Consider the following 14178-nt stretch of genomic DNA (forward strand, 5'->3'; position numbering starts at 1 on the left):
GAGATGCGCGCGATGCGCGCTCCTCAGGATGAGGTCGGAGGAGACGTGCGATGCACGCACGAGGGGCGACATCCCTACCGACCTCCTCTATGGTGCCGCCCGTTCCGCTAACGGGTGAACCAAGAAATGCTGTACCTGGAAACGCCGCCAAAGCTGATCGAGACCACGATCTTCTCCGCCATGCCGGATGAATTTCGGCGCAAGCAATCGACCGAATGGGCCGATGCCAATCGCCCCGGCCAGACTACCGATTGCTTCATCGAAGGTCCGTCGTTCGATGCCGATGGCAATCTCTACATCGTCGACATCCCCTTCGGCCGCATCTTCAGGATTTCGCCTGACAGAAAATGGTCGCTGGCCGTCGAGTATCAGGGATGGCCGAACGGACTGAAGATCGATTCGAAGGGCCGCATTTTCGTCGCCGACTACAGGCACGGCATCATGGAGCTCGACGCGCGGGCAGGGCGGATGTTGCCCGTGCTGACCTCGCGCAATTCGGAATCGTTCCGCGGCTGCAACGATCTGCATATTGCTTCCAACGGTGATATCTATTTCACCGATCAGGGCCAGACCGGCCTGCACGATCCGAGCGGCCGGGTCTATCGCCTGCGCGTGAGCGGGCAGCTCGATTGCCTGATCAATACCGGCGTCAGTCCGAACGGGCTGGTGCTCGATCCGCACGAAGCCGTGCTGTTCGTCGCGATGACGCGCGACAATGCGGTGTGGCGGGCGCCGTTCATGAAGGACGGCAGCGTATCGAAGGTCGGCCGCTTCTGCACGATGTTCGGCCCCGGCGGCCCTGACGGGATCACGATGGACAAAGCCGGCCGGCTGTTCGTCGCGCACGTCTCGCTCGGCCATGTCTTCGTGTTCGCGCCGTCGGGCGAACTGATCGCGCGCATCAAGTCGTGCACTGGCAGCGCCGTCACCAATGTCGCGATCGGCGGCCCAAACCGCGACTGGGTCTACATCACGGAGTCGGCCACCGGCAGCGTTCTTGTGGCTGATATCAGTGTGCTCGACCGTTGATGCAGCCGGGCTGCATCCTTCGAGACGCCGCTGCGCGGCTCCTCAGGATGAGGTCTGACAGCGGGCAAGGACGTTAGACCCTCATGGTGAGGAGCGCGTAGCGCGTCTCGAGCCATGAGGCCCGGGACAGCGACACCCGCGCCTCACGACTTCCTGTTCTTCGCATTCACCGCAATCGCCGCCGCGGCGGTCCGGTTCTCCACCCCGAGCTTGGAGTAGATCTGCTCCAGATGCTTGTCGACGGTGCGCGGACTGAGCCCCAGGATCTGCGCGATGTCGCGGTTGGTCTTGCCCTTGGAGAGCCAGGACAGCACCTCGCCCTCGCGGGTGGTCAGTCCGAGCTCGCTGGAGAATTCCGCGGGCATGTCTCCGCTGGTGTCTTTCGCGAGCCGCAGCAGGAATTCGTTGGCGCCGAGCTTGCCCATATATTGCAGCCGCAATTGCTCGCTGCCGGGAAACGATGCCATGGTCGTGGTCTTCGCCGCGGTCTTGCCCTTCTGCGCCTGCTCCAGCCATTGCGGTATTGGATCCGGCAGCATGACGTCATCATCGCCGTCTTCCGCCAGCGTGTCCGACAGCAGCTTCTGCGCCTGCGGCGTCGCCCACAGGATCCTGCCGCGGTCGTTGACCGCGAGCAGAAAGCGGCCGGAGACGTCGAGCGCGGCGCGCGCACTCTGCGTCAGCCGCGCATTGGCGAGATGGACGCGGATGCGCGCCAGCATCTCTTCCACCACGATCGGCTTGGTCACATAGTCGACGCCGCCGGCCTCCAGGCCGCGCACGATGTGCTCGGTCTCGGCCAATCCCGTCATGAAGATGATCGGCACATTGTCGAGCCCGGCGTCGCGCTTCAGCCGGCGGCAGGTCTCGAAGCCGTCCATGCCGGGCATCACGGCGTCGAGCAGCACGATATCGGGCGTGATCTGGTCGACGATCCGCATCGCGGATGCGCCGTCGAGCGCCACCATCACGGTCATGCCGGCGCCGTCGAGCGCATCGGTCAACAGCCGCAGCGTCTCTGGCGAGTCGTCGACGACGAGCGCGACGTCGCGCTTCTTGCTTTCAATGGTCATAGCTGTGCAGTGTCTTCAAAGTCGCCATGTACTGGTCGAGGTCGAAGCGATCGACCAGGATGCGCATCTGCGAGACGAAATCGGCATGCTCGGGATATTCAGTTCCGATCTCCTCGAGCTTGAGCTGGATCGCCCGGATGTAACCCAGTTGCCCGAGGCCGATCAGTTCCTCGATGTATTTTACCGGCGGCCGCGAGCCGCTCTCCGGCCGCCATTGCGGCACGGGCACCTCGTCGGCATCGTGCTGCCATTCGAGTTTGAGCAGCAGGCGGATGGTCTCGAGCAGGCGCGGGATGTCGATCGGCTTCATCAGATAGCCGTCATGGAACGGCTGCGCCAGCGGTGCGCCATGCGCCTCCAGCGCGCTCGCGGAGATCATCAGGATGCGCGCCTGGTGATGGCCGGTCGATCGCAGCGCTTCGGCCACCGTCCAGCCGTCCATGCCGGGCATGGAGATGTCGAGCAGGAACAAATCGGGCCGGCAGTGCTGTGCCAGCGCCAGGCAGCCGGGCCCGTCAGGCGCGCTGAGCAGGATGAAGCCGAGCGGCGCCAGCACTTCGCGCAGGAGATCGCGGTGCGTCGGATCGTCGTCGGTGATCAGGATGGTCTTGCGCGGGCCATGATAGCCATAGACTGGCGCATCGGTCGGCGCGCTGCGCCTGGGATTGGTGACTTCCGATAGCAGGATCTTGACGCGGAAGGTGCTGCCGGTGCCCACGGTGCTGGTCACCTTGATGTCGCCGCCCATCACGCCTGCCAGCAGCCGGCTGATGGTCAGTCCCAACCCGGTGCCGGTCTGCGGCTGGGACGCGCCGAGCGCGCCGCGTTCGAACGGCGCGAAGATGCGCTCGAGATCGTCAGGCTGGATGCCCGGGCCGGTATCGATCACCTCGAATTCGGCGACCGGACTGCGGTAGTGCACGACGAACTGCACGCGGCCGGTTTGCGTGAATTTGATCGCGTTCGACAGCAGGTTGATCAGGATCTGCCGCAGTCGTTTCTCATCGGCATAGACTACGACCGGCAGCACGGCAGGCCGCTTGAACACGAAGTCGATGCCCTTGGCCGCCGCCTGCAGGCGGAACATGCCGACGAGCTGGTCGAGGAAATCGTTCAGCCGAACCTCGTCGCGCGACAGGTACAGCCGGCCCGCCTCGATCTTCGAGATGTCGAGGATGCCATCGATCAATCCGGAGAGATGATCGGCACTGCGGCGGACCACGCGCACCTGCTCGCGCGGCCGCGTCTGCAAGGTGTTGTCCTGCTCCAAGAGTTGCGCATAGCCGGAGATCGCGTTCAGCGGCGAACGCAATTCGTGGCTCAGGCCGACGACATAGCGGCTCTTGGCGAGGTTGGCGGATTCGGCGACTTCCTTGGCGCGCTGCAATTCGGCGTCGGTGCGCTTGTGGGCGTCGATTTCCTGGATCAAGAGTGTGGTCTGCCGCCTGGTCTCTTCCTCCGCCGCGCGCCGGCTCTGCTGCGCCAATACGAACAGCCAGGCAACCACGCCGATGATGATCGTCAGCGCAAAGAACACTTTCCACAGCACGTCCGACAGCAGGTCGCCGGCTTCAACGGCCGCCGAGGTTTGCAGATAGATCAGGCCGAGCACCAGCCCGACCAAGCCGGCGGAGACCGCGAACACGCCGAGATAGTGCCCGAGCTGCGAATTGATGCGGGCATAGATCGGCTGCGGCAGCAATTTGCCCAGCGTCTCCGACACCTGCGCCTGGATCCGCGCATGCGGCTTGCAGAGGTCGTGGCAGCGCGCGTCGAGCGAGCAGCACAAGGAGCAGATCGGGCCGGCATAGGCGGGGCAGGCCGCCATATCCTCGGGCTCGAAGGAATGCTCGCAGATACAGCACTGGATCTGCTCGAGGTTCTGCCAGCTCCGCTTCGGCTTGCGCGCGATGTAGTATCTGCCGCCCGTTCCCCAGGCGATCAGCGGCGCCGCCACGAAGGCCACCGCCAGCGCGACGAAGGCTGAGAGCGCTTTCGCGGTCGGACCGAACACGCCGTAGAACGCGCTGATCGACACGATGGTCGCGATCAGCATCGCGCCGACGCCGACCGGGTTGATGTCGCAGAGATGCGCGCGCTTGAACTCGATGTGCTGAGGCCTGAGGCGCAGCGGCTTGTTGATGACGAGATCGGCAACGAGCGCGCCGACCCAGGCGATCGCGACATTGGAATAGAGCGCCAGCGTCTGTTCCAGCGCCTTGTAGACGCCGATTTCCATCAACAAGAGCGCGACGATCACGTTGAAGACCAGCCACACCACGCGGCCGGGATGGCTGTGGGTGAGGCGGGAGAAGAAGTTCGACCAGGCGATCGAGCCGGCATAGGCGTTGGTGACGTTGATCTTGACCTGCGACAGGATCACGAACGTCCCGGTCAGCGCCAGCGCCAGATCCGGCTGCGACAGCACGTAGCGATAGGCTTCCAGATACATGTTCGCCGGCTCGGCGGCGTGCTCGTAGGAGACACCGTGGCTGATCGCGAAGAAGGCGAGGAACGATCCGGCCAAGAGCTTCAGCGCGCCCAGCACGATCCAGCCCGGTCCCGCCGCCAGCAGCGCGATCCACCATGCTCGCCGCGAGGTGCGCCGGTCGCGCGGCAGGAAGCGGAGGAAGTCGACCTGCTCGCCGATCTGCGCCACCAGCGAGAACACGACGGAAGCCGCCGTGCCGAACAGCAGGAGGTCGATCTGCCCGGAAGGATCGCCGTGCTCGCCGGCAAAGTTGCGCCATTCGATGAAGGAGCGCGGATGGGCGTAGGCGATCGCGGCAAACGGCAGGATATGCAGCACGATCCAGAGCGGCTGCGTCCAGAGCTGGAAGCGGCTGATCAGGGTGATGCCGTAGACCACCAGCGGGATGATCACCACGGCGCTGATGAGATAGCCGATCGGTCGCGGGATGCCGAAGCACATCTCCAGCGCGGTGGCGAGGATCACCGCCTCGATCGCAAAGAAGATGAAGGTGAAGGAGGCGTAGATCAGTGAGGTGATGGTTGAGCCGATATAGCCGAAGCCGGCACCGCGGGTGAGCAGGTCGATATCGATGCCGAATTTGGCGGCGTTATAGGCGATCGGCAGTCCGCAGCAGAAGATGATGGCGCTGACCACGAGGATGGCGGCTGTCGCGTTCATCGCGCCATAATTCAGCGTGATGGTGCCGCCGATCGCTTCCAGGGCCAGGAACGAGATCGCGCCCAGCGCTGTGTTGGCGACGCGGGCGGCGGACCAGCGGCGCGCGCTCTTGGCGGTGAAGCGCAGCGCGTAATCTTCCAGCGTCTGGTTGGCAACCCACTGATTATACTGGCGCCTGACGCGGTCTATGCGCTGTCGCCCTGCCAATTCCCCACCTCCTGAGCCGGCGTTGGTCTCGCCCGGCAGTCCCAGCTCTGCCCGCTCGCAAATCCCGTACCAAAATCTACGTCGCTATTTTGCGGTGCAGTATACGCAATCTTGCGTATCAGTGCGCTGCACAAATCTAGGCAATCCTCGCCTGACCATTAAGCGCGTTCTCGAACCAGTGGGGTGCTCATGTCAGACGAACAGAAACCGGGCCTGCGGTCGCCGCTTCGGCGCAAGCTCCTGATGGGAATGGCGGCGCTGCCGGCCATCTCGATGCTGCCACGCGCCTCGTTCGCGGAAGCGCCTGCAACTTCCGCGGTCAACACCACTGGTCTCGCCGTCACCGACAGCGAGGTGACCGTCGGCATCCTGCATTCCGTCACCGGCACCATGGCGATCTCGGAAACCGGATCGGTTGAAGCGGAAAAACTGGCAATCGAGCAGATCAATGCCGCCGGCGGCGTGCTCGGCCGCAAGATCAAGTTCATCCAGGAGGACGGCGCCAGCGACTGGCCGACATTCGCGGAGAAGGCAAAGAAGCTCCTCGTCAACGACAAATGCGCCGCGGTGATGGGTTGCTGGACTTCCGCCTCGCGCAAGGCGGTGCTGCCGGTGTTCGAGCAGTATAACGGCATGCTCTACTACCCGACCTTCTATGAAGGCCTCGAGCAGTCCAAGAACGTGATCTACACCGGCCAGGAAGCCACCCAGCAGATCATCGCGGGGCTCGATTGGGTCAACAAGACCAAAGGTGCGAAAACCTTCTATCTGCTCGGCTCCGACTACATCTGGCCGCGCACCTCGAACAAGATCGCGCGCAAGCACATCGAGGGGCATCTCGCGGGCGCCAAGATTGTCGGCGAAGAATACTTCCCGCTCGGCCACACCCAGTTCAATTCGGTCATCAACAAGATCAAATTGACAAAGCCCGACGTGATCTACGCCATCATTGTCGGCGGCTCCAATGTCGCGTTCTACAAGCAGCTCAAGGCGGCCGGCATCGACCTCTCCAAGCAGACGCTGCTCACGATCTCCGTCACCGAAGACGAGATCGACGGCATCGGCGGCGAGAACATCGCGGGTGCTTATGCCTGCATGAAATATTTCCAGTCGCTCGACAATCCCAACAACAAGGCCTTCGTCTCCGCGTTCAAGAAGATGTGGGGCGAGAAGACCGTGATCGGCGACGTCACCCAGGCTGCCTATCTCGGCCCGTGGCTGTGGAAGTTGACGGTAGAGAAGGCGGGCAGCTTCGACATCGACAAGGTGGCGGCAGCTTCGCCCGGCGTCGAGTTCAAGGGCGCCCCGGAAGGCAATGTCCGCATCCACGAGAACCATCACCTCTGGTCGAAGACGCGCGTCGGCCGCGCCAAGGCGGATGGCCAGTATGAATTGATCTACGAGACCGCCGATCTCGTCGAGCCCGATCCGTTCCCGAAGGGCTACCAGTGAGAACGCGCCTCGGCTGAAGCCGTGTCTCGACTCTTGTTGGCGTGGGTCGCAAGACCCGCGCCATCACAAAGCGCACGCGCCATGCGCGGGCGCAAAGCTGACCCATGCAGAGGACGGATCATGTTCGGTGACTATTCGCTCAGCGATCTCGGCGCCATCTTCGCGATGCAGGGCTTTGCCGGATTGATCCTGTTCTCGGTTTACGTGCTGATGGCGCTGGGGCTCGCCATCATCTTCGGCCAGATGGGCGTCATCAACATGGCCCATGGCGAGTTCATGATCCTGGGCGCCTACGTCACCTGGATGACGTCGAGCGCGTTCCAGCAATATCTGCCCTCGCTGTTTCCCGGCTATTTCTTCCTCGCGATGTCGCTGGCGTTCATCGCCTCGGGCGCGCTCGGCATGCTCGTCGAATGGGCGCTGATACGCCATCTCTACAAGCGCCCGCTGGATACGCTGCTTGCGACCTGGGGCCTGAGCCTGATCCTGCAGCAGGCCTATCGCTCGGTGTTCGGTGCCCGCGAGGTCGGCGTCGAATTGCCGGAATGGATGATGGGCTCCTGGCAGGCGACCGATGCGATCCAGATTCCGATCAACGGCATGTTCGTGATGGGGCTGACCGTGCTGATCACGATCGTGGTCGCCTATGTGCTGTTCTGGTCGCGCTGGGGCCGTCAGGTCCGCGCCGTCGTGCAGAACCGCGTCATGGCAGGCGCCGTCGGCATCAATACCGAGAAGGTCGATCGCTACACATTCGGTCTCGGCTGCGGCATCGCCGGCATCGCAGGAAGCGCCTTCACCATGATCGGCTCGACCGGGCCGACCGCCGGCCAGCTCTACATCGTCGACACCTTCCTGGTCGTCGTGTTCGGCGGCGCGGCTAGCCTCGTCGGCACCATCGCCTCCGCCTTCACCATCTCGCAGGCGCAGTCGACCATGGAGTTCTTCCTGTCGGGTTCGATGGCGAAGGTGCTCACGCTTCTGGCAATCGTCGCGATCCTGATGGTGCGGCCACAAGGGCTATTCGCACTGAAGGTCCGCAAATAAGAACAAGCAGGCAAAGGTCATGATCATCAACTCGCGCTTTTTCAATCGCTCCGAGCTGATCGGCTTCCTCACGCTCGCGCTGCTGCTCTTCGTCATCCTGCCGCTGTCGCTGGATATTTTTCGCCTCAACCTGGTCGCCAAATATCTCACCTACGCCTTCGTCGGCATCGGGCTGGTGCTGTGCTGGGGCTATGGCGGCATCCTCAGCCTGGGGCAGGGCGTGTTCTTCGGCCTCGGCGGCTACTGCATGGCGATGTACCTGAAGCTGGAAGCCTCCAGCGTCGCGAACACCAAGATCCAGTCGACCCCCGGCATTCCCGATTTCATGGACTGGAACCAGCTCACGCAGCTCCCGTTCTTCTGGAAGCCATTCCACAGCTTCCCGATCACGCTGGTCGCCATCATCCTGGTGCCCGGCATCTTCGCCTTCATCATTGGCGCGGCGATGTTCAAGCGCCGCGTCGGCGGCGTCTATTTCGCGATCATCACGCAGGCGATCGCCGCGATCATGACCATCCTGATCGTGGGCCAGCAGGGCTACACCGGCGGCATCAACGGCATCACCGATTTGCGCACGCTGCACGGCTGGGACATCCGCACCGACCACGCCAAGTTCATCCTCTACTTCGTCGAGGTCGTGCTGCTGTTCGCCTGCATCATCGCCGCGCAGTTTATCCGTCTGACCAAGCTCGGCCGCATCCTGGTGGCGATGCGCGAGCAGGAGGACCGCGTCCGTTTCTCCGGCTACAGCGTCGCCAATTTCAAGATCTTCGCTTTCTGCGCGGCCGCGATCTTCGCCGCGATCGGCGGCGCCATGTTCACGCTAGAAGTCGGCTTCATGTCGCCGTCCTTTGTCGGCATCGTGCCATCGATCGAGATGGTGATCTACACCGCGGTCGGCGGCCGGATGTCGATCTTCGGCGCGGTCTGGGGTTCGCTGCTGGTGAACTTCGCCAAGACCAGCCTTTCGGAATCCTTCCCGCAGCTCTGGCTGTTCGGTCTGGGCGCGCTCTTCATCGCGGTCGTGCTTGCCTTCCCGAACGGACTCTCCGGCATCTGGCAGGACTACGTTCAGCCGCATATCGACCGCCTGCTGGCGTCACGCAAGGCAAAACCCGGCAACGGTTTCTCCGTCGCCGACGGCGCACCGGCGGAATAGGGGAGAGGGTCATGCTCATCGGTCATCAGCCCAAGGACTTCCTGCTCGCCGTCTCCGGCCTCACCGTGTCCTTCGACGGCTTCAAGGCGGTCAACGATCTCTCCTTCTATGTCGAAGACAACGAGATCCGCGTCATCATCGGCCCCAACGGCGCCGGCAAGACCACCGTGCTCGACCTGATCTGCGGGAAGACCAAAGCAACCTCCGGCTCGATCCAGTTCCGCGGCCAGGAGCTGACGAAATTGCGCGAGAACGAAATCGTGCAGGCCGGCGTCGGCCGCAAGTTCCAGACGCCGTCGGTGTTCGAGGACCTCACCGTGTTCGAGAACCTCGAAATCTCCTTCCCGCGCGGCCGCACCGTGTTCGGCTCGCTCACCTTCCAGCGCGACGCCGCCGTGAAAGAGCGCGTCGAGGAAGTCGCCGAGATGATCTTCCTGAAGGATCGTCTCGATACTTACGCCGATCAATTGAGCCACGGCCAGAAGCAATGGCTCGAGATCGGCATGCTGCTGATCCAGGACCCGGACCTGCTGATGCTGGACGAACCCGTTGCCGGCATGAGCGTGTCCGAGCGCGCCAAGACTGCCGAACTGCTCAACCGCATCATCAAGGGCCGCTCGGTGCTCGTCATCGAGCACGACATGAAATTCGTCGAGGACATCGCCCACAAGGTCACCGTGCTGCATCAGGGCCAGATTCTGTCCGAGGGCACGATGGAGCACGTCAAGAACGACCCGAAAGTCATCGAAGTCTATCTCGGGCACTAGCGCATGATCCCCGAAAGTGGCGTCCGGTTTCCGGACAAGATCATGCGCAAAAAATAGGGAACAGGTCGATGCTGGCAATCTCCGATCTTCACGTCGCCTATGGCCAGAGCGAGGTGCTGCACGGCCTCAACGTCTCGGTCGCAGCCAACGAGATCGTGGCGATCATGGGCCGCAACGGCATGGGCAAGACCACGCTGATGAAGTCGCTGATGGGCATCCTGCCGGCCAAGAGTGGCTCGGTGACCATGGATGGCGCCGAGCTCAACACGCTCGAAAGCTATGAGCGCGTCGCCAAGGGCCTCGCCTATGTCCCGCAGGGCCGCATGATCTTCTCCACCATGACGGTGAAGGAGAACATCGAGACCGGCCTCGTTGTGCACGGCGAGTCCGAGGTGCCCGGCGACATCTACGAACTGTTTCCGGTGCTGCTCGAGATGAAGAACCGCCGCGGCGGCAATCTGTCCGGCGGTCAGCAGCAGCAGCTCGCGATCGCCCGCGCGCTTGCCACCAAGCCGAAGGTGCTGCTGTTGGACGAGCCGACCGAAGGCATCCAGCCGTCGATCATCAAGGAGATGGCGCGCACCTTGAAGCGCATCCGCGACGAACGCGGCCTGTCGATCGTCGTCTCCGAGCAGGTCCTGAGCTTCGCGCTCGACATCGCCGACCGCGTGCTTGTCATCGAGAACGGCGAGATCGTCCGCGACAATCCGCGCGACGATGTCGATGCCGCGCAGATCTCGAAATATCTGTCCGTCTAACCAAGGCAAGTAAAAGGGGAGCTTCTGATGCCAGAGACACTCATCAAGGTCGATCTCACCAAGTCGGCTTATGACAACGACATGGTGCATAATCGCTGGCACCCCGACATCCCGATCGTGGCGTGGGTCAATCCCGGCGACGACTTCATCATCGAGACCTATGACTGGACCGGCGGCTTCATCAAGAACAACGATTCCGCCGACGACGTGCGCGACATCGATCTGTCGATCGTGCACTTCCTGTCCGGCCCGATCGGCGTCAAGGGTGCCGAGCCAGGAGACCTGCTGGTCGTCGACCTGCTCGACGTCGGCCCGCTCAAGGAGAGCCTGTGGGGCTTCAACGGCTTCTTCTCCAAGCAGAATGGCGGCGGCTTCCTCACCGATCATTTCCCGTTGGCGCAGAAATCGATCTGGGACATCAAGGGCCTCTATACGTCCTCGCGCCATGTGCCCGGTGTCAATTTCGCTGGCCTGATCCATCCCGGCCTGATCGGCTGCCTGCCGGATCCGAAAATGCTTGCGACCTGGAACGCGCGCGAGGCCGAGTTGATCGCGACCAATCCCACCCGCGTGCCCGGGCTGGCCAACCCGCCGTTTGGTCCGACCGCGCATGGCGGCCGCGCCAAGGGCGACGTGAAAGCCAAGATCGGCGCGGAGGGCGCACGCACCGTCCCGCCGCGCGAGCATGGCGGCAATTGCGACATCAAGGATCTCTCGCGCGGCTCGAAGATCTACTTCCCGGTCTACGTGCCCGGCGGCGGCCTCTCGATGGGCGACCTCCACTTCAGCCAGGGCGACGGCGAGATCACCTTCTGCGGCGCGATCGAGATGGCCGGCTGGCTGCACCTCAAGGTCGATGTCATCAAGGACGGCGTGGCCAAATACGGCATCAAGAATCCGATCTTCAAGCCGTCGCCGATCACGCCGAACTACAAGGACTTCCTGATCTTCGAGGGCATCTCGGTCGACGAAGCCGGCAAGCAGCATTACCTCGACGTCCACATCGCCTATCGCCAGGCCTGTCTGAACGCGATCGAATACCTGAAGAAGTTCGGCTACTCCGGCGCGCAGGCCTATTCGATCCTCGGCACCGCGCCGTGCCAGGGCCACATCTCCGGCGTCGTCGACGTGCCCAACGCCTGCGCCACGCTGTGGCTGCCGACGGAGATCTTTGACTTCGACGTGATGCCGTCGTCGGCCGGGCCGATCAAGCACATCACGGGCGACATCCAGATGCCGATCTCACCGGACAAGTAACTCCCTGCGCGAAGGATGCGGAACGGCGCGCCTTTGCCGCCCCGCATCCTTCGCGTATTTTCAAGCTCGATCGCGCGAGGAGAAAAGATGCCCGTCTACGAATATCTCTGCAACGATTGCGGCCCGTTCACCGACATGCGGCCGATGTCCGAATGCGACCTGCCGCAGGACTGCCCGCACTGCGACGCGCAATCGCCGCGCGTGATCCTGACCGCGCCGAGCTTCTTCTGCATGCCCTCCGACAAGCGCAAGGCCCACGCCGTCAACGAGCGCAGCGCGCACGCGCCGAAGACCCTCGATCAGTACAAGGCCTCCCACGGCCCCGGCTGCGGCTGCTGCACCGGGAAGAAGCCCGCAAGGTTGATGACCAAGAGCAGGAGCGGCGCGAAAGGCTTCCCCACGGCGCGCCCCTGGATGATCAGCCATTAGAGCGTTTTCGAGCGAAGTGGATACCGGTTCGCGTGAAGAAAACGCGTCAAAACAAGAATCTAGAGCTTCGGTTCTGATTCAATCAGAACCGAAAATGCTCTAGAGTGCGTCCGCCCGAGGCGTCAACGCGCCGCGTTGTAGACATCACGCAGAATCTTCGTCTCAAGCTCCAGATCTTCGAGCCGGTCCTTGACGACATCGCCGATGCTGACGATGCCGGCCAGCTTGCCGCCGCGCAGGACCGGCATGTGGCGCACGCGATGGTGCGTCATCAGTTTCATCACGCGATTCACACTTTCGTCCGGAGACACGGTGGCCACACCGCATTGCATGATTTCCTTCACCGGCATCGACCCGGCTGTATCGCCATAACGCGAAAATGCATGAACGATTTCACGTTCGGAAATCAGGCCGAGAACCGAGTTCTCGCTCGTCACCACGAGAGCGCCAATATTCTTTGCGCGAAGCCAGTCCGCGGCTCTCTTGACGCTGGCATCCGGAGCTATTGTTGTGACCTCGGTGCCCTTCCGCCTCAGAATGCTTTCGATGGTCATCGTCTCCTCCCATCGTTAGCCTAGCCACCTATTTCATCTGCCCCTCAGGAGGGCGATCACATGCCATGGCATCCATTCGCCTCGATCGGCATCAGTATACCATATGAGCAGGAAGCAGTCAGCGAGTATCAGGGCCGCAGTGCAACATCGGCAGCGGCCCTCGGCCGTTGGTTTGAAGTCGTTGTTCGAACGGCGGTTGTGCCTCAGCGGTCGGCGTGCATTCGTTCGAGGAAATCCTTCACGCCGCTGACGGTGCCGGTCTCGGAGGCGACATAGCCCGGAAGGGCGTCGATCGCTTCGTGGAAATCGCCGCTCTTCATGATCTCGAGCACGCGCTGCATCGGGTCGGTGCCGAGGAACGCGCGCTTGCAGACGAAGAAATAATCCTCCGTGAGCAGGCGGATGAAATCGAGCCCGAATTGACGGGCGGCCGCCTCGACGCCGAAGCTCGCGTCCGCCATGCCGCTGGCGACATAGGCGGCGACCGCGGCGTGGGTGAACTCGATCTGCTGCGCGCCGTTGATCCTGCTTTCGGGAATCCGGTGCAGCGCCAGGAGCTGGTCGAACAACTGCCTGGTGCCTGAATCGTGATCGCGATTGACGAAGCGCGCCTTGCGGTCGACCAGATCTTTCAGTGACTTGATCTTCAGCGGGTTGCCGCGCTTGACCATGAGTCCCATCTCGCGCGTGACGAAGCTGATCACGCGGTCCTCGCGCGGATCGAGCCATTCGCGGCACGCCTTGATGCCCTGCGCGCGCAATTCGCCGCGCGGCAGGTGCACACCGGAGAGATCGCAGGCGCCCTGCGCCAGCGAGACCAGCGAATTCTGGTTGCTGACATAGCGGAGGTCGACGCCCATGCCGGGCTCGCGGTCGAGGAATTCACGCAGCTTGGAGACGGCAAAGCCGTGGCTGGCATGGACGCGGATCACCGAGGGACGCTGGTGCAGGAACGGCTTGATCTCCGTGACCAGTTCCTGCGCGAGGTTCTCCAGTTGCGGGCCAAGGCGAGCCTGCATGCGCTCGCCGGCCCACACCAGCTTCTCGCCGAACGGCGTCAGCTTCGAGCCTTTGCCGCGCTGGGTCTCCACCAGCGGCACGCCGAAGAACTCCGACCATTGGTCGATCAGGTTCCAGACATGGCGGTACGACAGATGCGCATCGGTGGCTGCGCTGGAGATTTTTCCGGTTTTGCGGATCTCGTTGAGGATGCCGAGCATCACCACCGCCGTGTGCGGGCTGCCTTCGCGGTGAAATCGCCAGACGGTTTCGATCTCGATCTGCAGCATCGGCGC

Annotated in this window: 12 protein-coding genes; 8 read left to right on the top strand and 4 right to left on the bottom strand. The window is 62.8% G+C overall.

The features are described 5' to 3' along the window. Positions 1-126 precede the first annotated feature (126 nt). Positions 127-1029 (top strand): SMP-30/gluconolactonase/LRE family protein, encoded by a 903-nt coding sequence (locus I6F35_RS14985; RefSeq protein ID WP_225118440.1) that lies wholly within the window; start codon positions 127-129, stop codon positions 1027-1029. A gap of 143 nt (positions 1030-1172) precedes the next feature. On the opposite strand, the gene I6F35_RS14990 is transcribed toward I6F35_RS14985, so the two are convergent. Beyond that, the gene (locus tag I6F35_RS14990; protein WP_225118441.1) at positions 1173-2102 is read right to left on the bottom strand and encodes a response regulator; all 930 of its coding nucleotides are present in this window, start codon (positions 2100-2102) and stop codon (positions 1173-1175) included. Next, a complete protein-coding gene (locus I6F35_RS14995) occupies positions 2092-5460 on the bottom strand; it encodes an ATP-binding protein (RefSeq protein ID WP_225118442.1) in 3369 nt (1122 codons plus the stop codon). The genes I6F35_RS14990 and I6F35_RS14995 overlap by 11 nt, the downstream gene beginning before the upstream one ends. Before the next feature lie 189 nt (positions 5461-5649). Here I6F35_RS14995 and urtA point away from each other — a divergent pair, with 189 nt between their 5' ends. The 7 genes from urtA to I6F35_RS15030 all read left to right on the top strand — a co-directional run bounded on the left by urtA (position 5650) and on the right by I6F35_RS15030 (position 12329). Next, positions 5650-6912: an urea ABC transporter substrate-binding protein gene (gene urtA, locus I6F35_RS15000; protein ID WP_225118443.1), complete on the top strand. Its 1263-nt coding sequence runs from the start codon at positions 5650-5652 to the stop codon at positions 6910-6912. 120 nt (positions 6913-7032) lie between these two features. After that, the gene (gene urtB / locus I6F35_RS15005; protein ID WP_225118444.1) at positions 7033-7959 is read left to right on the top strand and encodes an urea ABC transporter permease subunit UrtB; all 927 of its coding nucleotides are present in this window, start codon (positions 7033-7035) and stop codon (positions 7957-7959) included. Between the two features lie 19 nt (positions 7960-7978). Then, on the top strand, positions 7979-9118 hold the full coding sequence (gene urtC / locus I6F35_RS15010; protein ID WP_225118445.1) for an urea ABC transporter permease subunit UrtC: 1140 nt from the start codon (positions 7979-7981) through the stop codon (positions 9116-9118). 11 nt (positions 9119-9129) lie between these two features. Then, positions 9130-9885 carry an urea ABC transporter ATP-binding protein UrtD gene (gene urtD, locus I6F35_RS15015; protein ID WP_225118446.1) on the top strand — a complete coding sequence of 252 codons (756 nt, stop codon included), beginning with the start codon at positions 9130-9132 and terminating at the stop codon, positions 9883-9885. 68 nt (positions 9886-9953) lie between these two features. Beyond that, the gene (gene urtE / locus I6F35_RS15020; protein WP_225118447.1) at positions 9954-10643 is read left to right on the top strand and encodes an urea ABC transporter ATP-binding subunit UrtE; all 690 of its coding nucleotides are present in this window, start codon (positions 9954-9956) and stop codon (positions 10641-10643) included. Between the two features lie 27 nt (positions 10644-10670). Then, positions 10671-11900, top strand: coding sequence for a formamidase (gene fmdA, locus I6F35_RS15025; RefSeq protein ID WP_225118448.1), 1230 nt, complete (start codon positions 10671-10673; stop codon positions 11898-11900). Positions 11901-11987: 87 nt separating this feature from the next. Further along, entirely contained in the window at positions 11988-12329 is a 342-nt protein-coding gene (locus I6F35_RS15030; protein ID WP_225118449.1) for a zinc ribbon domain-containing protein, read from the top strand. Between the two features lie 122 nt (positions 12330-12451). Here I6F35_RS15030 and I6F35_RS15035 read toward each other — a convergent pair whose 3' ends face one another. Then, entirely contained in the window at positions 12452-12883 is a 432-nt protein-coding gene (locus tag I6F35_RS15035; RefSeq protein ID WP_225118450.1) for a CBS domain-containing protein, read from the bottom strand. Positions 12884-13086: 203 nt separating this feature from the next. Beyond that, a complete protein-coding gene (locus tag I6F35_RS15040) occupies positions 13087-14172 on the bottom strand; it encodes a substrate-binding domain-containing protein (RefSeq protein ID WP_225118451.1) in 1086 nt (361 codons plus the stop codon). Positions 14173-14178 lie beyond the last annotated feature (6 nt).

Origin of the sequence: Bradyrhizobium sp. BRP22 (genome assembly GCF_020194175.1) — a bacterium.
Classification (GTDB): Bacteria; Pseudomonadota; Alphaproteobacteria; order Rhizobiales; family Xanthobacteraceae; genus Bradyrhizobium.